The organism is Cellulosimicrobium sp. SL-1 (assembly GCF_011033075.1).
Classification (GTDB): domain Bacteria; phylum Actinomycetota; class Actinomycetes; order Actinomycetales; family Cellulomonadaceae; genus Cellulosimicrobium; species Cellulosimicrobium funkei.
Map to the genome: position 1 here is coordinate 120859 of NZ_JAACJC010000003.1, position 19102 is coordinate 139960.

The window sequence follows — 19102 nt, forward strand, 5'->3', positions numbered from 1 at the left end:
AGATAGCCGTACTGTCTAGCCCATGACGTTCGACGAGCGGCTCGACCGCGAGCTCCTGCGCGGCGTGCTGCCGCTGTGCGTGCTCGCGGTCGTCGCGACCCACGGCCCCACCTACGGCTACGCGATCACGCGGTCGCTCGCCGACGCGGGCCTCGGCACCGTGAAGGGCGGCACGCTCTACCCGCTGCTGCAGCGGCTGGAGGACGACGGCCTCGTCACGACCTCCTGGCACCAGGGCGACCGTGGGCCGAGCCGTCGGTACTACGCCGTCACGGACCAGGGTCGCGTCGCACTCACCGCCGCGACCTCCCGCTGGGACGCCGTGACGACGGCGGCGACCACCCTCGTCGCCGGCGCGTCCGGCGCGCCCTCGCCGGACGGCGCGATCCCGGCCGACGCACCCCCTCCCGATCCCACCCCGACAAGGACCCCCCGATGAGCGACACGACCCGCTACACGATCGAGCGCCGCCACGCGCCGCACGTCGACCCGCGCTGGGCCGAGGCGCTCCTGCTGGAGCTGCGGCTCCAGGGCGTCGCCGGAGCGCGCATCGGCGCGGTGCTCGCCGAGGTGGACGCGCACGTCGTCGACTCCGGCGAGACCGCGCAGGAGGCGTTCGGCGATCCCGTGGCGTACGCGCGCTCGCTCGACCTGCCCGAGGACCCCGCGCAGTCGAGCTCCTCGATCGGGCGGACGGTCGCCGCCTCCGCCGTGCAGACGGTCGGGATGCTCGGCGTGCTGTGGTCGCTGCGGCCCGCGCTCGACGGCGGCGCCCTCGTGGTGCCGGCCGGGATGCTGCTCGTCCTCGTCGCCGCGCTCGCGGGCTTCGTCGGGCTGTGGCGCGCCGGCGACCGGCTGCTGCGTGCCGCGCTCGCCCATCCCGTGCTGACCGTCCTCGGGAACATGGTCGTGACGGCTGCCCTCGTGGCCGTCGCGGTCACGCTGCGCGCCCCGGTCGCGAGCCTCCCTGCGGTCCCGGTCCTGGTCGCGGCCGCGGTCGCGCTCGTCGTGGGGACCGTCTGGGGCCTGCGCGAGCAGGGCTCGGGCGACCCCGTCGTCGACCCTCTCGACGACGCACCGCAAGCCCGCACCGACCGCACCGGGCGCTGGGGCGTGCTGCTCCTGCCCGCGGTGACGGTGGTGCTCGGGACGATCACGGTGCTCGTCCGCTGAGCCCGGAGGGGACCTAGGTCACGCGAACCGGCGTCCCGGTGGTGGTCCCCGGGGACGCGTGACACGGTGGGGATGGCCGGCGGGCACCGGCCTCGCACGGCTGCGGCGCGCCCGACGGCGACCCACCGACTCCACAGGAGGCCACGATGTCCGAGGTTCCCGTCCGCACGCTCATCAGCCCGCTGCGCTACGTCCAGGCCCGCGGTGCGCTCACGCGGCTCGGCGAGTTCGTCCGACCGATCGGCACGAAGCCGCTGCTCGTCGCCGACGACGTCGTGTGGGGCATCGTCCAGGACACCGTCGCGGTGTCCTTCCAGGAGCAGGACCTCCCCCGCCACCGCACCGGGTTCGGCACCTACGCCACCGCCGCGGAGGTCGACCGGCTCGCGCGCGAGATCGACGAGCTCGGCGCCGACGTGATCGTCGGCATCGGCGGCGGCTCGACCATCGACGCGGTGAAGGCCGCGGGCCACCTGCGCGGCATCCGCTGGGTATCCGTGCCGACCGTCGCGTCCACCGACGCCCCGTGCTCCGCCCTGTCCGTGATCTACACCGAGGACGGCGCGTTCGAGGAGTACCGGTTCTTCCCGCACAACCCGGACCTCGTGCTCGTCGACACGGGCCTCGTCGCGAACGCGCCCGTCAAGTTCCTCGTCGCCGGCGTCGGCGACGCGCTCGCGACGTGGATCGAGGCGCGCGCCGTCGCCGAGGCGAACGCGTCGACCATGGCGGGCGGCCTCCCCCTCGTCACGGGCACGGCGCTCGCACAGCTCTCGTGGGACATCCTCTGGGAGAACGCGCTGCCCGCGATCGACGCGGTGAAGGACCACCTCGTGACGCCCGCGGTCGAGAAGGTCGTCGAGGCGAACACCCTGCTGTCCGGGCTGGGCTTCGAGTCCGGCGGCCTCGCCGCGGCGCACGCGATCCACAACGGCCTCACCGCCGCGCCCCAGACGCACGGCCTCACGCACGGCCAGAAGGTGAACATCGGCTCCGTGACGCAGCTCGTCCTGGAGGGCGCGCCGACCGAGGAGATCGAGGAGTTCGTGCGCTTCACCACGCGCGTCGGCCTGCCGAACACGCTCACCGAGATCGGCCTGACCGCCGACGACGTGCACGACCTCACGCGCGTCGCGGAGGCCGCCACCGCGGAGGGCGAGACGATCCACGCCATGCCGTTCCCCGTGCGCGTGCCGGAGCTCGTCGACGCCCTGCGCTCCATCGAGGGCTTCTCCCGCCGCGTCCGCGCCGAGGCGGGCCTCCCCGAGCCGGTCAAGCACACCGCGCACTGACCGTTCCCACCGCCCCGGGCCCCGCCGTCGCCGGAGGGGCCCGGCCCGGGATGGGCCGACCAGGCGGTCCCACCCCCTCGAGCAGGTCGACCTGGCGCGTCCGGCAGCCCGGACGCGCCAAGATCACCTGGTCGGCCGACGGCTGACGGGGCTGACCGCGGCTACTTCTTGGCGGCCGTCTTCTTGGCAGGGGCCTTCTTCGCGGCCGGCTTGCGGGCCGTGGTGCGCTTCTTCGCCGGGCCCTGCGCGCGCTTCTCCGCGAGGAGCTCGATCGCTTGCTCGGGCGTGATCGACTCGGGCGTGACGTCGCGGGGCAGGGTGCGGTTCGTCTCGCCGTCGGTGACGTACGCGCCGAACCGGCCGTCCTTGACGACGATCGGCTTGCCGCTGTTCGGGTCGTCGCCGAGCTCGCGCAGCGGCGGCGTCGCGGCACGTTGGCCGCGCCCGCGCTTGGGCTGCTTGTACAGCTCGAGCGCCTCGTCGAGGGTGACGGTGAACATCGACTCCTCGTCGGGCAGCGACCGCGAGTCGGTGCCCTTCTTGAGGTAGGGGCCGTAGCGGCCGTTCTGCGCGGTGATCTCCTCGCCCGACTCCGGGTCCGTCCCGACGACGCGCGGCAGCGACAGCAGGCGCAGCGCGTCGTCGATCGTGATCGTGTCGAGCGACTGCGTCTTGAGCAGCGACGCCGTGCGCGGCTTGGGCTGCGCGGCCTTCGCCTTCTTCTGCGCGGCGGCCGAGAGGCTCGTGTCGATCGGCGGCAGGTCGAGCACCTCGGTGACGTACGGGCCGTAGCGACCCGCCTTCGCGATGATCTCGTTGCCGGACACCGGGTCGGTGCCGAGCACCTTGCCGTCGTCGGCGCCCGCGGCGAGCAGCTCGCGCGCCTTGGCGACGGTCAGCTCGTCGGGGGCGACGTCGTCGGGCACGGACGCGCGCGGCGGGTTCTCGCCCTCCTTGACGGGGACGGAGAGGTCCTCCACGTAGGGCCCGTAGCGCCCGACGCGGAGCTGGATGCCCTCGCCGATCGGCACCGAGTTGATGCCGCGCGCGTCGATGTCGCCGAGGTTCGCGACGAGGTCGCGCAGGCCCTCGGCGTCCTCGCCCTTCGCGGCGTCGCCGAAGTAGAACTCGGTGAGCCACGCGACGCGGTCACGGCGACCGGCGGCGATCTCGTCGAGGTCGGCCTCCATGCGCGCGGTGAAGTCGTAGTCGACGAGCCGGTCGAAGTGCTCCTCGAGCAGCCGCACGACGGCGAACGCGAGCCAGCTCGGCACGAGCGCCTGCCCGCGCGAGAGCACGTACCCGCGGTCCTGGATCGTCGAGATCGTCGAGGCGTACGTCGACGGCCGCCCGATCCCGAGCTCCTCGAGCGCCTTGACGAGGCTGGCCTCGGTGTACCGGGGCGGCGCGGACGTGGAGTGCCCGTCGGCGGTGAGGTCGTCGGCGCGCAGGGCGTCGCCCTCGCTCATCTGCGGCAGGCGCGCCTCGTCACCGCCCTTGGCCCCGACGACGGGCGCGTCCTCGGCGTAGCGGTCGACGTCCGAGCTCTCCTCGTACGCGGCGAGGAAGCCGCGGAACGTGATGACGGTGCCCGACGCGGCGAACACCGCGTCGCGGCCCGCGACGTCGCCCGCGGCGGCCGAGAGGGTCGCGCCGAGGCGGACGGACGCCGTCGACCCCTTCGCGTCCGCCATCTGCGACGCGACGGTGCGCTTCCACACGAGCTCGTAGAGCTTGAACTGGTCGTCGCTCAGCTCGCGCTTGACCTGCGCGGGCGTGCGGAACGAGTCGCCCGCGGGGCGGATCGCCTCGTGCGCCTCCTGCGCGCCCTGGTTCTTCGCGGCGTAGACGCGCGGCTTCTCCGGGACGAACTCGGGGCCGTACAGCTCGGCCGCCTGGCGGCGGGCCGCCGTCGTGGCTTCGGCCGACAGCGACGGCGAGTCCGTACGCATGTAGGTGATGTAGCCGTTCTCGTACAGCGACTGCGCGGTGCGCATGGCCTGGCGCGACGACATGCGCAGCTTGCGGCTCGCCTCCTGCTGGAGGGTCGACGTCGTGAACGGCGCCGCGGGACGGCGCGTGTACGGCTTGGTCTCGAGCGAGCGCACCGCGAACGCCGCGTCCGCGAGGCCGGTCACGACGGCGCGCGCCGTCGTCTCGTCGAGGTGCGCGACGCCGTCGCGCGCCGCCGCAGGCTTGAGCTGCCCGCGGTCGTCGAAGTCGCGGCCCGAGGCGACGCGCGCGTCGCCGAGCTGCACGAGCCGGGCGCCGAAGGCCTTGCCCGCGTCCGGTGCCGACGCGTCCGCGTGCTCGAAGGTGCCCGTGACGTCCCAGTACTCCGCGGGGACGAACGCCATGCGCTCGCGCTCGCGCTCGACGACGAGGCGCGTCGCGACCGACTGCACGCGGCCGGCCGAGAGCCCCTGGGCGATCTTGCGCCACAGCACGGGCGAGACCTCGTAGCCGTAGAGGCGGTCGAGGATGCGGCGGGTCTCCTGCGCGTCGACGAGGTGCTCGTCGAGGTCGCGCGTGTTCTGCAGCGCCCGCTGGATGGCCTCGCGCGTGATCTCGTGGAAGACCATGCGCTTGACCGGGACCTTGGGCTTGAGCGCCTCGAGGAGGTGCCACGCGATGGCCTCGCCCTCGCGGTCCTCATCGGTCGCGAGGTAGAGCTCGTCGGCGTCCTTGAGCGCGCGCTTGAGCTCGGCGACCTTCTTCTTCTTGTCCGCGTAGACCTCGTAGTACGGGTCGAAGCCGTGGTCGACGTCGACCGCGAACTTCCCGTACGGGCCCTTCTTCATGTCCGCGGGCAGCTCGGACGGCTGCGGCAGGTCGCGGATGTGCCCGACGCTCGCCTCGACCTCGTAGTCGTCGCCGAGGTAGCCCTGGATCTTGCGAGCCTTGGCGGGCGACTCGACGATCACGAGCTTGCGTGGCATCCGATCCTGCTTTCGTCCGTGCGTACGTGTCCGTGGCGGGCGCTCCCTGCCCGACGGCGGCGGGCCCCGCCGGGGCCCCGGCGACCCGGACGACCGTCCGGTCGCCCGCCGTGGCAGCCTACGACGTTACTCCCGTCGCGCCAGCCGCACGCACCCTACCCCCGAACGGGACGACGGTCGGGGCGGGCTGTGGACTGACGGACGAGGAGCAGGACCGCGAACGCCGCGGCCGTCACCGCCAGCACGCCCGCGACGCCGCCCGCGTAGGCCGTCATCTCCTGCGCCGCCGTCGTGCCCCACGTCGCGGGCGTCGCGCGCAGCGCGAGCAGCGCCCCGACGCCCGCCGCGGCCGCGCCGAGCAGGAGGAGCACCGCCGTGACGGTGGAGCCGGGCGTGGGCCCGGCGCCCGGGTCGAGCGACGACCTCGGCGTGAAGACGCACACGAGCGAGGCCCACGCGAGGACGACGAGGACGGCGGCGACGACGTCGCTCGGGCGGTGCCACTGGCCGACCAGGGTCGAGACCCCGGTGGCCGCGGTGTACGCGCCCCCGAGGACGGCGACGAGCGGCCGCGCCCCGCGCGGCACGACGAGCAGCAGCGCGGCCGCGACCGACCCCGCGACGGTGGTGTGGCCGCTGGGCAGCGAGTTCTCCCAGTGCCAGCCGCCGATGAGCTCCTCGCGGCCGAGGAGGGAGTGCTTGACGAGCTGCGTCGTGACGTTCGCGCCGACGACGAGGAACGCGACCTGCACCGCGAGCCCCCAGCGGCGGCGCAGGAGCGCGATGCCCATCGCGGCGCCCAGGCCGCCGACCACGAACGCGACCGAGACCGTGTCGAGCACGGGTTCGGCGACCGCCCAGAGTTCTCCCTGGCCGGTCACGGCGCCGTCGAACGCGGCCCGCTCGAGCATCTGTCCGGCGAACGTGTCGACGAAGAACCGCCACACGAGCCACGCCCCCGCGACCGCGAGCAGCGCGACGACGGCCGCGACCACGCGCGAGCCGGTGCTCGGTCCGTCGGGACCCGGGACGGCGTGCGCGTGCGGCGCCCGGCGCGGCGCCGGGGCGGAGGGACCGCCCGCGGCGGCCTGCGGGACGGGCGGGTACGGGTTCCCGGCGGAGGGCGCTGCGGCGGGGCCCGCGGGGGGCACTGCGGCGGGCGGCGGCGCGGCCGCCGGTCCGGGCGTGGGCGGCATCGGCTGCGTCGCCGGGAGCGGCCGCGTACCCGCCCCGCCGCTGGTCGGCAGCGGCCGGGTCGGGGCGTGGTCGGAAGGCATCCCACCACCGTAGAGGACGCGTGTGCGCATTCGGGGAAGACGGCGGGAAGAGCTGCGGGCGCTGCCCCGGACCGGTCCGGGGCAGCGCCCGCCCGTCCGGGCCGAGTGGCCCGGGCACGGCGTCACGGGCCGCCAGTAGGGTGACGGCATGACCGACGCCTCCTCCGCGCCGAGCGACTCCGCGTCCTCCCGGAGCCCGCGGCCCCGGCGCCCGCGCCCCGGGACCGCCGAGCGGAGGGAGGAGATCCTGCGCGCGGCGATGCGCGTCTTCGGGTCGCGGGGCTACCACCAGGGGTCGCTCGCCGAGGTCGCCGAGCAGGTGGGCATCACGCACGCCGGCGTGCTGCACCACTTCGGGTCCAAGGAGCGCCTGCTCACCGAGGTCCTCGCGTCCCGCGACCGCGACGGTGTCGCGCACCTGGAGGGGCAGCACATGCCGGGCGGGCTCGACCTGTTCCGGCACCTCGTCGCGACCGCCGCCGCGAACGCCGAGCGCCCCGGGATCGTGCAGACCTACACGGTTCTCGCCGGCGAGGCCGTCACGGACGACCATCCCGCCCGCGCGTGGGTCACCGCGCGCTTCGCCGGGCTGCGCGCCGACGTCGCCGGTGCGCTCCGCGAGGTCGTCGAGGAGCGGCGGGCCGCGGGCGACGAGACGGCCGCCGTGCCGGACGACCGTGCGCTCGACCTCGCCGCCTCGACGATCATCGCCGCGATGGACGGCCTCCAGACCCAGTGGCTCCTCGACCCCGCCGCCGTCGACCTCGCGGAGGCGACCGCGTTCGCGATCGAGGCCGTCCTCGCCGCGACCCTGGCGGGCGCCCGCCGCCCCCGCCCGCTCGCCTGACGCGCTACGTCGCCACGCTCTCCCGCACGGGATCGGGCACCGGCTCGGCCGCGGGCTCGGCACCGCCGTCCGACGGCGCGGCGTCGCCCTCCCGGCGGCCCTCGCGGTACGCGGCGATGGACAGCGTCCGCAGGCGCGACGACCGGCCCGTCGGGTTGTCGACGAACCCGACGGCCGAGATGTAGGGCTCGATGACGTGGATCTTCTGCAGCGGCGTGACGATGAGCAGCTGCAGCCCGAGGCGGCGGAACAGCTCGAGCGCGAAGCGCGTCGACTCGTCCGACCCCCGCCCGAACGCCTCGTCGATGACGACGAACCGGAACGCCGTCGACCGCACCGCGCCCCAGTCGAGCTTGAACTGGTAGGCGAGCGACGCCGCGAGCACGGTGTACGCGAGCTTCTCCTTCTGGCCGCCGGACTTGCCGCCGGAGTCGGAGTAGTGCTCGTGCTCGGAGTCGTCGGCGCGGGACCGCTCGGACGCGGAGAGCACGAACCAGTTGCGCACGTCGGTCACGCGGCGGCGCCACGCCTCGTCGAGGTCCGTCATGCCCTCGCGGCCGCGGAACCGCTCGACGAGCGCCTTGACCCGCAGGAACCGGTCCTCCGAGTACGACAGCGCGCCGTCGGCGAGCGACCCGTCGCCCTCGGCGAGCGCGCGGTCGTCCTCGGCGAGGATCCCGTCGCCGTCGGTGCACGCGCGCAGGTCCTGCTGGAACTCGCGCACCTCGAGGTTGGGCGTGCGCGACATCTCCAGACGGATGTACCGGCCCGGGTTGTAGTCGATCGCGCGGAGCGAGTCGTTGATCGTGTCGATCCGGTCGCGGATGACGTCGGCCTGCTTGGCGAGCTCGGCCGCGAAGCCCGCGATGTCGCGGATCGCGTTCGTGTTGAGGTACGCCTTGAAGTCGGCCTCGAACCGCGGGAGGTCGTCGCGCACGAGCCGGTCGTGGATCTCGCGGTAGCCGTCGGCCGACCGCACGTCCGCGTCGAGCTCCGCCGTCTCGACCGGGTACGCCGACCGGAACGAGGCCATCTGCCCCGCGATCCGCGTCCCGAGGTCCGCGCGCTCGCGCTGCGCCTGCTCGGCCTCGGCGGTGAGCCGCGAGCGCACCGCGTTCTCGACCGCGTCGAGGTCGGCCGCGCGCGTCGGGCCGTCGGCAGCGCCGCCCGGGTCCGCTGCGCCGAACCCGGCGAGCTCGCGGTCGAACTCCGCGGCGAGGGCCGCCGTCGTCTCCTCGTCGAGCGTCTCGCCCGCGCCGTCGAGCACGGCGCGCGCCCGCGCCCGCGCCGTCCGCGCCTCGTCGAGCGCGTGCCGGTCGGCGCCGAGCGTCGCGACGACGCGGTCGCGCTCCGCCTCGAGCTCCGCCTGGCGGCGCGCGTTGTCGTGGAGGAGCGCCGCGAGGCGGCCGAGCTCGTCGCTCGCCTGCTCGAGCCGCCGCTTCTCCTCGGCGAGCTCGGCGATGCGCGCCGTCTCGGCCCCGCGGTCGAGCTCGTCCCAGTCGCGGTAGACGTCGAGCCGCCCGAGCGCGGCGGAACGGGCCTGGAGCGCCTCGCGCGTGGCGGCCGCCTCGTCCCGACGCCGTGCGAGCGCGTCGCGACGCGCCGTGACCTCGGCGGCCTGCTCGAGCAGCGCGTCGATCTTCGCCTGGGTCGACCAGCCCAGCACGTAGCCCCGGCGGTCGTCGACCGCGCGCGTGTCGTTCTTCTCGTGGTGGTCGGGCGAGTGCTTGACCTGGCCGGCCCGCGTGATCGCGCGCGGGAGCCGGCGGAACGCGTCGAGGTCCGGCGCGCACGCGTGGTCGGCGCGGCGCTCGAGCTCGGCCTCGACCCACGCCGTGAGGGTCGGCGCGTCGTCGAGACGCCGCACGTCGAGCAAGTCGGCGAGGAGCGGGACGCCGTCCTCGCGCGGCGCCGGCCGGGCGGCGGGGACGCGCTCGGGCACCCGGTGGTAGACGAGCCGCAGCCCGAGGTGCTCACGGTCGACCCACGCGGACACCGCGTCGTAGTGCACCGCCGGCACGAGGAGCGAGAGCGCGAAGCCGCGCAGCACGCGCTCGGCCGCACCCTCCCAGTCGGCGTGCTCGGGGCGGACGGCGAGCAGCTCGCCCACGAAGGGGACGTCGCCCGGTGCGAGCCCGACGCCGTCGCACAGCCGGTCCCGGACCTCCAGGTGGGTGCGCGGCAGGTTGGACCGGCGGTCGGCGAGGCTCGCGAGCTCGGCCTTGACGTCGGCGGTCTCCTGCTCGACGGCGCGCACCTGCGCCGCGACCTCGCTCGCCTGCTCCTCGGCCCGGGCGAGGTCGTCGCGCACGCGCACGGCGGCGTCGTCGGCCGCGCGGCGGAGCGCCGCGAACGCGTCGGCATCGACGAGCGCGGCGGCCACCGCGCCCGCCGTGGCGCCCTGCCCCGGCCCCGCCGGGCCGGAGTCCCCCGCCGCGGCGTCGGCGCCGTCCGGGGCGCCGAGCGTCAGGCCGGCCGCCGCCGCGTAGCCGGCGAGCTGGGCGACGCGGCGCTCGCGCGCGGCGCGCTCGACCTCGCGGCGCGCGACCTCGCCCTCGATCGCGGCGAGCCGGTCGCCGCCGTGGCCCGCGCGCTCGAGCTCGAGCCGCTGGCGCTCGGCGCCGAGCAGCCCCAGCTCGTCGACGACGCGGCGGCGGCGGGCCTCGCCGTCGGCCACGCGCTCGTCGAGGGCGGCGGTGAGACCGTCGAGGTCCGCCACGCGGCGCGACGCGGTGAACGCGCGCAGGGCGTCGCGGCGCGCGACGAGCGCCTCGGCCCGCTCCCCGAGCGCGTCGTGCGCGTCGCAGTCCGCGAGCAGGGGCGCGAGCCGCTCGATCTGCGCGGTCGCCCGCACGACGGCGTCGTGGGCGCTCGTCAGGTCGTCGAAGTGCGCGACGAGCCGGTCCGTCCAGCGGTCGGCGTCGAACGGCTCGAGCATGTGCTCGCGCACGAACTCGCCGAGGTCGCCGACCGACTTCATCGACACCGTCTGGTGGAACAGGTCCATCGCCTGCTCCGACGGGATGCCGAGCAGGCGGCGGAAGTCCCGCCCGTAGTCGGGGAAGTGGTCGCGCACCTGCGCGCCGGACTCGCGCAGGCGGCGGCGCAGCGCCGTGACGTCGCCGCCGAAGCCCGCGAAGTCCTCGGTGATCGTCAGCGGGCGGTCCGCCGTGACGAAGAAGCGGTCCGGCTGGCCCGCCTGGCCCGGGGCGAGCCAGAACACCTGCGCGAGCGTGACCTCCTGGTCGAACCCGCGGTTCGAGAACCGCCCCAGCACGACCGAGTACGTGCCGCGCTCGCGCAGGCCCACGTGGCGCGTCGTGCCCGTCGCCTCGTCGCGCTCGGACTTGTAGTGCCCCGCGACGTACGACCGCAGCGACCGTTCGCGCGCCCCCGCCCCGGCGGCCTTGTTGTACGAGATCCGGTGCGACGGCACGAGCAGCGTCGTCACCGCGTCGACGATGGTCGACTTGCCCGAGCCGATGTCGCCGGTCAGCAGGGCGTTACGACCGTCGAGGTCGAACGCCCACACGCGCTGGTCGAACGTGCCCCAGTTGAGCACCTCGAGCCGTTCGAGCCGGAACCCGGCGCGCGCGTCGACGTCGGCCGCCGGGTCGTGCAGCTCGACCGCGCTGAACAGGCCCTCCATCACGCCACCGTCCTCGTCGTCGTCGTCGCCGTGCCCGTCGCCGGGCCAGTCCCCGCGCCCGCCGCCCCCGTGCGCGTCCCCGCCCCCGGACCGCCGCCCTCGGCGGCGAGCTCCAGGTACTGCGCGAGGCGCGCGTCGAAGTCCGCGAGCCACTGCGCGTCGACGAACGCCTTGAGGATGCGGCGCACCTCGTACCGCCGGGCCTCGGCGTCGGCCGGGTCGCCGGAGTCTCCCGGCGGGGCGGCGTCGGGCCCGTCCCGGTCCGGGCGCCCCGCCGGGCGCAGGAAGCCGAGCTCCACGACGCGCCGCACGAGCGCGTCCACCCGGTCCACGAGCCGCGCCTCGTTCGCCGCGGCGCCCGCGTCCTGGGTGAGGAAGACCCGCAGCAGGTCGACGATCTCCGAGCGCGTGAGCACGAGGCGCGTCTCGCCGCCCTCCGAGTCCGCCTGCGCGAGCCGCTTGCGCAGCAGGGCGAGCAGCAGGCTGACGTCGAACGGCAGCTCGCGGCGCGGGATCAGCCGCGGCACGCGCTCGTCGCGCTCGTGCTCGGGCTGGGAGCGCAGGTAGGCGTAGCCGTCGCCCTCGTCGACGACGACCTGCAGCCCGAGCATCGCGACGGCGTCGCGCACCTGCGCCTCGCGGGCGAGCAGGTCGCGCCACAGCGCCTCGCCGGACTCGCGGTAGACGACGCCCTTGAGCAGCGACGTCACGACGACGGACAGCTCCGGGTCGCGCGCGGTGCGGGTCGTGCTCACGGGGTCTCCTCCGGGACGGCGTCGGGTCGTGCGTCGGGTCGTGCGTCGAGCACGGCGGGGTGCGGGGCGGGGTGCGGGGCGGGGGGCCCGCCGGGCGGGGAGCCGCTCGTCCGCCGCGCGTACGTGACGCGGGGCAGGCGCGCGACGCGCACCACCGGCTCGGGTGCGCCGTCCTCGGCGACGGGCCCCGCCGGGGCCTCGCCCTCCCAGCGCACCTCGTCGCTGCGCTCGTCGTCGTGCACGACGACGAACCGCGGGTCCTCGAGCGACAGGTACGTCACGAGCTCGGCCAGCCCGTGCTCGAGCGGCGCGTCGGCGAGCAGGTCCGCGAGCGCGACCTCCCCCGGGCCGCCGGGCCGCGAGAGCGTCGCGCGGACCGTGCGCGCGAGGCGCTCCGGGTCGACGTGCACCTGGTCGTACAGCGCGTCGACCTCGAAGTCGTCGTCGCCGACCTCGACGTGGTCGGAGTCCAGGCGGGCCGTGGGCCGCGGCGTGAAGAGCGGCCGCTCCGTCGGCAGCACGACCTCGGGGGCGACGGCGTCGACCGGCATCCCCGGCGGGGCGCCGGCGCGGCCTGCCGCGCGGGCGACGTCGCGCGCGGCGAGCGCCTTCGCCTCGACGCCGCGCAGGATGTCCATGACCCGCCGGTTCTCGAGCCAGACCTGGTCGTCGAGGAAGCGGCGGAGCTGCTCGGAGAGGGTCCGCACGGTCGCCTGGGTGCGCTCGCCGGCGTCGAGCCAGTCGTAGTGGACGCGGCGCAGGCGGCGGTGCTCCTGCTCCCGGGCCGCGGCCTGCGCGGCGGCGTCCACGGCCGGGCCGGGCGTCCCGGGGGCCGGCCGGACGACGTCGGGCGCGATCGCGTCGAGGGACTGCACGCGCTCGACGAGCGCGGCGAACTCCTCCTGGCGACGCCGGTCGAGGAGGAAGTCGTAGAACGCGTGGAACGACCGCCCCTGGTCCGACTCCGCGATGGCCGTGCGCGACCGCACGACCTCCTCGAGCAGCTCGCCCTTCGCGCCGTCCCAGCCCGTGATGCGCTCGCGCAGCTCCCGGTCGAGGGAGCGGAAGTTCGCCTCGACCTCGCGGAAGTCGGAGAGCAGGTCGGCCGCCGTCTGGGTGAGCTGCTGGTAGCGGTCGCGCTGCGCCGCCGCGTCGAGGACGGCGACGCGCCCCGCGCGGACCTGGGCGATCTCGTCGTCGATCGCGGCACGGCGCTCCTCGAGCTCGCGCAGGCGCTCCGCCGGGTCCGTCTGCGTGCCGACGGCGAGCTGGCGCAGCAGCCCGAAGACGGTGTTGAGCCGCGACTCGGTGCCGACGAACCCGCGCCCGCGCAGCGACGCGACCCAGCGCACGGCCTGCTCGACGGCGGGCGTCGCGTCGTAGTGCGGCTCCGCCGAGCCGGGCGGGTACCAGGCGCGCAGCCAGCCCTGGTCCGGGTGCGTCCAGTGGTCCACGTACGCCTGCGGGGCGCGCGGGTACCGCGGCTCCGTGCCGGAGGCGCGCGCGGCCCGGCCGTCGACGGCCCACAGGTGGTCGTCGAGGCGCGCGACGAGCTCGCTCTCCGGGATGGCGCGCACGTTGTCCTCGACGAACAGCGTGCCGAGGAACGAGAGCACGAGCGGCGCCGTGTCCGCGCGCAGGAGCCGCCACGCCGCGCTCGACCGTCGCAGGGAGTCGACGTCGTCGTGCTGCACGCAGGTCCTCTCGGGCGGGGCGGGTCGGTGCCCGGCGCGGCGGCCAGGGCGCGCCACGCGAGGGGGCGCCCCCAGATCTTAGGGCGGACCGCCCGCACCGCCCCCACGACCCACCGCGAGGCTGCCCTCCCGACGGGCTCGGCGGGCGTCCGACCGGTCGCCCGGGACCGCCCGAGAAGCGCCCCGGATCCGGGACCATGGTCCCTGTCGGCCCCGCGGCGCACGTTCGTACGCTGGGTGCGGCGCCGGGCCGGCAGCGCGCCCACCCTGCCGGCCGGCGCCACCTTCTGCCCCGCCCGCCGGACCTCTCCGGCGGGGCCCCGCGGACCCGAGGACCGCCCGTGACCGGAACGACCACCGCGCTCGCGGACGACGCCCGCTCGCCCGGCCCGACGGCGTCGGGCCCGACGCCGGACGCGGGCTTCGACCCCTTCGCCCGGCCCACCGGCTGGACCCACTCCCGCGGCGTGCTGTTCGGCGAGATGCTGCTGTTCGGGCTGCTGAGCCTCACCGCGGCGTTCGTGCTGTCGTACGACGCGGTCCTCCTCGCCGGGGACCCCGGCGCGGTGCTGTCGTGCGACGTCAGCACCGTGCTGTCGTGCGGGACGGTCGCGCAGTCGTGGCAGGCGCAGGTGTTCGGCTTCCCCAACGCGTTCCTCGGGCTGATCGCGGAGCCGATCGTCATCACGACGGCGGTCGCGGCGCTCGGCGGGACCCGCTTCCCCCGGTGGTTCCTCTTCGCCGCGCAGTGCGTCTACCTGCTCGGGGTCGTGTTCGCGTACTGGCTCTTCTACCAGTCGATGTTCGTCATCGGGGCGCTGTGCCCGTGGTGCCTGCTCATCACGGTCTCCACGACGCTCGTGTTCGCGTCGCTCCTGCACTGGAACGTCCTGGAGGACAACCTCTACCTGCCGCGCGGCGCCCAGGCGCGCCTGCTCGGGTTCGTGCGGTCGGGCGCGTACGGCTACCTCGTCGCGGCGTGGCTCGTGGGCCTCGCCGCCCTCGTGCTGCTCAAGTACGGCCCGGCGCTGCTGGCCTGACGGCCCACGCGGCCGAGCACGAGGCTGCTCCCGGGAAGCGGACGGGAACGACAGCAACCTCGTGCTCGGCGCGCGGCGGGCGGGTCAGGGCGTCGTCGCCCCCAGCGTGTAGGCGCCCGAGCCGGAGTACGCCTGGACGACGAACCGGTAGTAGCCCGCGGCCCCCGAGTAGGAGACGGACTCGTTCGCGCCCGGAGAGGTCGACTGCGCGACCGTCGTCCACGTCGACCCGTTCCAGCGCTGGAGGAAGAGGTCGAAGTCGGCACCGCTCGGACCGCTCACGCACGCGCGGTGCGTCCCGGCGGCCCCGGCCGTGTAGTACGACCCGTTGGGCTGGACCGCCGTCGTGCCCGCGGCGAGCGACCCGGAGTACGTGCGGGCGTAGCCGCTGCAGCCCGTCGGCGGCTGCGGCGTGCCGCCCCCGCCGTCGCTCGTGAGGAGCGTCAGGCCGTACGCCGAGAGGATCTCGCCCACCGGCTGGAAGTACGTCGTCCCGCCGGAGCTGCAGTTCCCGGACCCGCCGGACGTGACGCCCTGCGCCTGGTTGCCCGCGAGGAGCGAGCCGCCGGAGTCACCGGGCTCGGCGCACACCGTCGTGCGGATGAGGCCGGTGACGGTCCCCTGCGGGTAGGTGACGGACGCGTTGTACGCCTGGACAGTGCCGCAGTGCCAGCCGGTGGTCGAGCCCGAGCGGCAGACGGAGGCCCCGACCGGCGCCTGCGTCGCGCCCGCGACCGCGACGCGGCCCCCGGCGTAGTTGTTCACCGCGCCGACGGGCGTGTTGCCCGCGTCGACCTGGACCCACGCGTAGTCGTTGCCCGGGAAGCTCGACCCGCGGAACGTGCCCGCCGGCCCGGACGTGCGCGCACCGGTCGAGCCGCAGTGCCCGGCGGTGACGAACCCGCCCTGGACCGCGAAGCCGACCGAGCACCGGCTGCCGCCGCCGATCGTGTACGCGTTGCCGCCCACGACGTCGATCAGCGGCCGCGGGGACTCCGTCGTCTCCTCGTACGCGACCGCGTCGGCGGGCACGCCCGCGGCGGCGACCTGGGCCGCGACGTCGGCCTGGCCGCCCTCGCGCACCGCGACGACGACGCGGTTGCGCGTCACGTCGACGTACCAGCCCGGCAGCGCCGCCGGGTCGTCGGCGAGCGCGCCGTCGAGCGTCGCGCGCCACGTCTCGAGGTCGGCGAGCGTGTGGTCGACGTCGACCGCGGTGGCGCCCTCGGCGCGCACCGTGCGCGCGTCGGCGGCGTCGGTGACGCCGACGTAGAGGACGTTCGCGGCGTCGTCGACCCACGCGCCCGCGTAGTCGGCGCCGAGGCGCCGCTCGAGCGCGGCCTCGGTGCCCGCCGCGTCGGACTGGAAGGCGAGGCGCGTCCGTGCGTCCCGCGCGCTGAGGCCCAGGTCGCGCTCCAGCGCGCGCTCCAGGCCGGGGGCCGTCTTGGGGACCGCGCGCACCATCGCGCGCTGGTCGTCGGGTGCGGGCGTGGCGGCGACGGCGTGCGTCGCGGCTCCGCCCGCCAGGAGCGTCGCCGCGGCGGTGACCGCGGCGAGCCTCCTGCGGAGTGGTCGTGTCATGTCGTCCATTCCCTTCGCCGGGCCCGGGTGGCCCGGTCGAGGCCACGCTAGGGACACGTCCAGGGCGCGCCCAGATCACGATCAGGTCATACGCGGGCGCTATGTGGGGGCTCGCCCCTACGCGGTCTCCACCGGTGCTCGGCGCGCCACCGCCGGTAGCGGGGCGAGCGCTGCACGGCGTCGCGGTGCGCGCCCGTCGCGGCCCGCAGGACCGCGTCGACCGGGAGGCGGTCGACGGCGTCGCGCCGCCACCCCACGTGGTGCGTCCAGCGCAGCGGGGCGCCCTCGAGCGCGACGGTCCGCACGCCGGGGGCGTCGAGGAGCACGGGCTGGACGAGCGCGACGGCGTGCCCGCCGCGCACCTGGTCGATGCACGACGTGCGGTCCGACTCCCCCATCGCGCGCGGCGTGAAGCCCGCCCGCGCGCACGCCCCGACGAAGCAGCGCTCGAAGCACCCGCTCCCGGGTGCCGTGAGCCACAGCGCGTCGGCGAGCTCGCCCAGCCCGACGGCGTCGCGCCCGGCGACGGGGTGGTACTCGTCGACGAGCACGAACACCGGGTCGGTGGACACCGCCGTCCACACCAGGCCCCCGGTCGCGGGCGGGGACGCGTCGCCGCACATGCCGACGAGCGCGACGTCGAGGGTCCCGCTCGCGAGCCGGTCCGCGGTCTCCTCGACCGACCACGACGTCGCCGTCGTGACGAGCAGGTCGTCGACCCCCAGCGCGCCGGGCAGCGCGGTGTGCAGCCGGCTCGCGAACAGGCCGCCGATCGCGGAGCTCACCGTCCCCACGTGCACGCGGCCGACCGTGCCGTGCTCGCTCGTGAGCCGCCGGGCGTCGTCGACGAGCGCGGACATGGCGGGCAGCACGACGCGCGCGTGCCGCAGCACGAGCTCGCCGAGCTCCGTGGGGCGCGCGCCCTGCCGGTCGCGCGTGAAGACGCACCCGCCGAGCGTGCGGTCGATCCGGTTGAGCTGGGCGGTGAGGGCGGGCTGCGCGAGGCCCAGCGACGCCGCCGCCTTGGTCACGCTGCCCGTCTCGGCCACCGTCACGATCATGCGCAGGTGCCGCACCTCGAGGTCCATGCCGCCCCAACGTATCGGTGCGGCCGGGGCGTGTCGCGCGCGTCAGCCCACGGGTGCGAGGAAGCCGTCGCGCACGAGCCCGCGCACGTCGGGCAGGAGGTCGCCCGCGAGGTCCTCGGCGCCGACCTCGAACAGCGCGGCGATCGCTCCCACGAGCTGGCCGACCGTCAGCTCGCCGTCGCTCGCGCCGACGAGCGCGGCGAGCCCCGTCGTCGCCCGCACGGCGCGGCCCAGACCGTCGCCCTGGCGCAGCAGGACGACCGTGGGGTCGGGTGCGCCGGGCGTGTGGAACCGTTCCTCCGTGACGTCGGGCGCGACGGCGAGCCGCTCGCTCGCGAGGGCCGCGTCGTCGCGCGCCGCGAGCCAGTCGTGCGCCGCGAGCGACGCCGCGAGGTGCGCGCCGAGCGGCTGGCGCACCGACCCGGTGTGCTCCTCGAGCCGCCGCAGCGTCGGGCGGGCGCCCGCGAGCGGACGGCGCAGCGTGACGATGCCGAAGCCGACGGCCTCCACGTCGCGCGCGGCGAAGTCGTCGAGCCACGCGCCGTACGCAGCCGCCCACGCCGCGGGCTCGCGCTCGGGGGTCGTGCCGCCGTCGCGGATCCAGGTCTCGGCGTACTCCGCGGGGTCGAGCACCTCGCGCTGGAACACCCAGCCGTCGAGGCCGGCCTCGTCGAGCCACGCGCCGACGCGCTCGTCCCACGGCACGCCCCGGCGGTGCTCCCAGTTGCCGAGGAGCTGTGCCACGCCGCCGGGCTCGAGCACGGCGCCGACCCCGGTCACGAGGTCGCGCACGAGGTCGTCGCCCGACCGGCCGCCGTCGCGGTACTCGTAGTCCGGGAGCGCGCCACCGGCGGCGCGCGGCGTGATGACGAACGGCGGGTTCGACACGACGAGGTCGAACCGCTCGCCCGCGACCGGCTCCAGCATCGAGCCCTCGCGCAGCTCGACCCGCCCGGCCGGTGCGGCGCCTCCGGGCCCGGCCGCCCGGGAGTCCCCGGAGTCCTCGTCGAACGCGGCGTTGAAGGCGGCGTTGAAGGCGGCGTTGAACGCGGCGAAGCCGAGCGCCCGGCGCGAGATGTCCGTGCCGACGACGGCGCGCGCGTGCCGCGCGGCGTGCAGGGCCTGGATGCCGCAACCCGTCCCGAGGTCCAGCACGCGCCCGACCGGCGTCCGGACCGTCACCTGGGCGAGCGTCAGGGACGCGCCGCCCGCGCCGAGCACGTGGTCCGGGGCGAGCCGGCGGCCCGTCGCGAGCTCGCCCAGGTCCGACGACAGCCACCACGTGACGGGGCCCGCGGCGTCGGTCGCCGCGTACGGCCGCAGGTCGACGAGCGCGCGCACCGCGTCGTCGTCGCCCGCGCCCGCCGTCTCGACGAGGCCCAGCCGCCGTGCGCCGTCGACCCCCGTCCGCCCGAGCGCCGCGTCGAGGGCGCGCCGGGGCACGTCGTCGCCGAGGAGGAAGAGGGCGGCGAGAGCGGCCGTGGGGTCGGCCTCCTCCCGACCGCGGTCGCGCAGCGCGCGCCGCGCCGGGACGGCCTGCTCGCGGTGCAGCGCGGCGGACGCGACGGGACCGAGCACACGCTCGACGCCGTCGACCGTGAAGTCCGCCGCCGCGAGGTCCTCGCGCAGCGTCGCCGCGGCGGCCGCGAGGTCGGCGGGGGCGAGGCCGGCGCCGGGCGGGACGGGGCCGGGCCCGTCCGCGACGGTGCGCGACGACGGGCTCGGGGTGCTGGAGGCGGGAGGCATGGCTCCATCCTCACCGATCTG

13 protein-coding genes are annotated in these 19102 nt (G+C 76.1%); 5 read left to right on the forward strand and 8 right to left on the reverse strand.

Translation table 11 applies throughout. The annotated features are described in order from the left end of the window. Positions 1–22: 22 nt before the first annotated feature. From GWJ10_RS05245 to GWJ10_RS05255, 3 genes are all read left to right on the forward strand, one after another. A complete protein-coding gene (locus GWJ10_RS05245; protein ID WP_163185830.1) occupies positions 23–439 on the forward strand; it encodes a PadR family transcriptional regulator in 417 nt (138 codons plus the stop codon). Next, positions 436–1173, forward strand: a complete 738-nt coding sequence (locus tag GWJ10_RS05250; RefSeq protein ID WP_163185833.1) for a hypothetical protein — start codon at positions 436–438, stop codon at positions 1171–1173. Before GWJ10_RS05245 ends, GWJ10_RS05250 begins: the two co-directional genes overlap by 4 nt. A gap of 146 nt (positions 1174–1319) precedes the next feature. Beyond that, positions 1320–2465: a glycerol dehydrogenase gene (locus GWJ10_RS05255; RefSeq protein ID WP_043658558.1), complete on the forward strand. Its 1146-nt coding sequence runs from the start codon at positions 1320–1322 to the stop codon at positions 2463–2465. A 161-nt stretch (positions 2466–2626) separates the two neighbouring features. Here the strand turns inward: GWJ10_RS05255 and topA are convergent, their stop codons facing one another. After that, positions 2627–5404: a type I DNA topoisomerase gene (topA, locus tag GWJ10_RS05260; RefSeq protein WP_076403430.1), complete on the reverse strand. Its 2778-nt coding sequence runs from the start codon at positions 5402–5404 to the stop codon at positions 2627–2629. A gap of 155 nt (positions 5405–5559) precedes the next feature. Then, positions 5560–6681: a phosphatase PAP2 family protein gene (locus tag GWJ10_RS05265; RefSeq protein ID WP_241005676.1), complete on the reverse strand. Its 1122-nt coding sequence runs from the start codon at positions 6679–6681 to the stop codon at positions 5560–5562. Between the two features lie 148 nt (positions 6682–6829). On the opposite strand from GWJ10_RS05265, the gene GWJ10_RS05270 reads away from it, so the two are divergent. Continuing rightward, a complete protein-coding gene (locus GWJ10_RS05270; RefSeq protein ID WP_163185835.1) occupies positions 6830–7528 on the forward strand; it encodes a TetR/AcrR family transcriptional regulator in 699 nt (232 codons plus the stop codon). 4 nt (positions 7529–7532) lie between these two features. Here the strand turns inward: GWJ10_RS05270 and GWJ10_RS05275 are convergent, their stop codons facing one another. Genes GWJ10_RS05275 through GWJ10_RS05285 form a run of 3 tightly spaced genes read right to left on the reverse strand, consistent with a single transcriptional unit; the run spans position 7533 to position 13626 of the window. After that, positions 7533–11177: an ATP-binding protein gene (locus tag GWJ10_RS05275; protein ID WP_163186325.1), complete on the reverse strand. Its 3645-nt coding sequence runs from the start codon at positions 11175–11177 to the stop codon at positions 7533–7535. Continuing rightward, entirely contained in the window at positions 11177–11932 is a 756-nt protein-coding gene (locus tag GWJ10_RS05280) for a DUF4194 domain-containing protein (RefSeq protein WP_206158348.1), read from the reverse strand. The genes GWJ10_RS05275 and GWJ10_RS05280 overlap by 1 nt, the downstream gene beginning before the upstream one ends. After that, positions 11929–13626 (reverse strand): DUF3375 domain-containing protein, encoded by a 1698-nt coding sequence (locus tag GWJ10_RS05285; protein ID WP_163185837.1) that lies wholly within the window; start codon positions 13624–13626, stop codon positions 11929–11931. Before GWJ10_RS05285 ends, GWJ10_RS05280 begins: the two co-directional genes overlap by 4 nt. A 341-nt stretch (positions 13627–13967) precedes the next feature. On the opposite strand from GWJ10_RS05285, the gene GWJ10_RS05290 reads away from it, so the two are divergent. Next, positions 13968–14666 carry a vitamin K epoxide reductase family protein gene (locus GWJ10_RS05290; protein ID WP_241005677.1) on the forward strand — a complete coding sequence of 233 codons (699 nt, stop codon included), beginning with the start codon at positions 13968–13970 and terminating at the stop codon, positions 14664–14666. Between the two features lie 84 nt (positions 14667–14750). On the opposite strand, the gene GWJ10_RS05295 is transcribed toward GWJ10_RS05290, so the two are convergent. The 3 genes from GWJ10_RS05295 to GWJ10_RS05305 form a co-directional block, all read right to left on the reverse strand. Further along, positions 14751–16247: a S1 family peptidase gene (locus tag GWJ10_RS05295; protein ID WP_163185839.1), complete on the reverse strand. Its 1497-nt coding sequence runs from the start codon at positions 16245–16247 to the stop codon at positions 14751–14753. Between the two features lie 86 nt (positions 16248–16333). Beyond that, positions 16334–17335 carry a LysR family transcriptional regulator gene (locus GWJ10_RS05300; protein WP_163185841.1) on the reverse strand — a complete coding sequence of 334 codons (1002 nt, stop codon included), beginning with the start codon at positions 17333–17335 and terminating at the stop codon, positions 16334–16336. A gap of 42 nt (positions 17336–17377) precedes the next feature. Beyond that, entirely contained in the window at positions 17378–19081 is a 1704-nt protein-coding gene (locus GWJ10_RS05305; protein WP_163185842.1) for a 50S ribosomal protein L11 methyltransferase, read from the reverse strand. Positions 19082–19102: the final 21 nt, after the last annotated feature.

Coding starts and splice junctions, on each gene's coding strand:
- GWJ10_RS05255 (WP_043658558.1), top strand. CDS start 1,320: ATGTCCGAGGTTCCCGTCCGCACGCTCATCAGCCCGCTGCGCTACGTC.
- GWJ10_RS05245 (WP_163185830.1), top strand. CDS start 23: ATGACGTTCGACGAGCGGCTCGACCGCGAGCTCCTGCGCGGCGTGCTG.
- GWJ10_RS05250 (WP_163185833.1), top strand. CDS start 436: ATGAGCGACACGACCCGCTACACGATCGAGCGCCGCCACGCGCCGCAC.
- GWJ10_RS05270 (WP_163185835.1), top strand. CDS start 6,830: ATGACCGACGCCTCCTCCGCGCCGAGCGACTCCGCGTCCTCCCGGAGC.
- GWJ10_RS05265 (WP_241005676.1), bottom strand. CDS start 6,681: ATGCCTTCCGACCACGCCCCGACCCGGCCGCTGCCGACCAGCGGCGGG.
- GWJ10_RS05275 (WP_163186325.1), bottom strand. CDS start 11,177: ATGGAGGGCCTGTTCAGCGCGGTCGAGCTGCACGACCCGGCGGCCGAC.
- topA (WP_076403430.1), bottom strand. CDS start 5,404: ATGCCACGCAAGCTCGTGATCGTCGAGTCGCCCGCCAAGGCTCGCAAG.
- GWJ10_RS05295 (WP_163185839.1), bottom strand. CDS start 16,247: ATGACACGACCACTCCGCAGGAGGCTCGCCGCGGTCACCGCCGCGGCG.
- GWJ10_RS05305 (WP_163185842.1), bottom strand. CDS start 19,081: ATGCCTCCCGCCTCCAGCACCCCGAGCCCGTCGTCGCGCACCGTCGCG.
- GWJ10_RS05300 (WP_163185841.1), bottom strand. CDS start 17,335: ATGGACCTCGAGGTGCGGCACCTGCGCATGATCGTGACGGTGGCCGAG.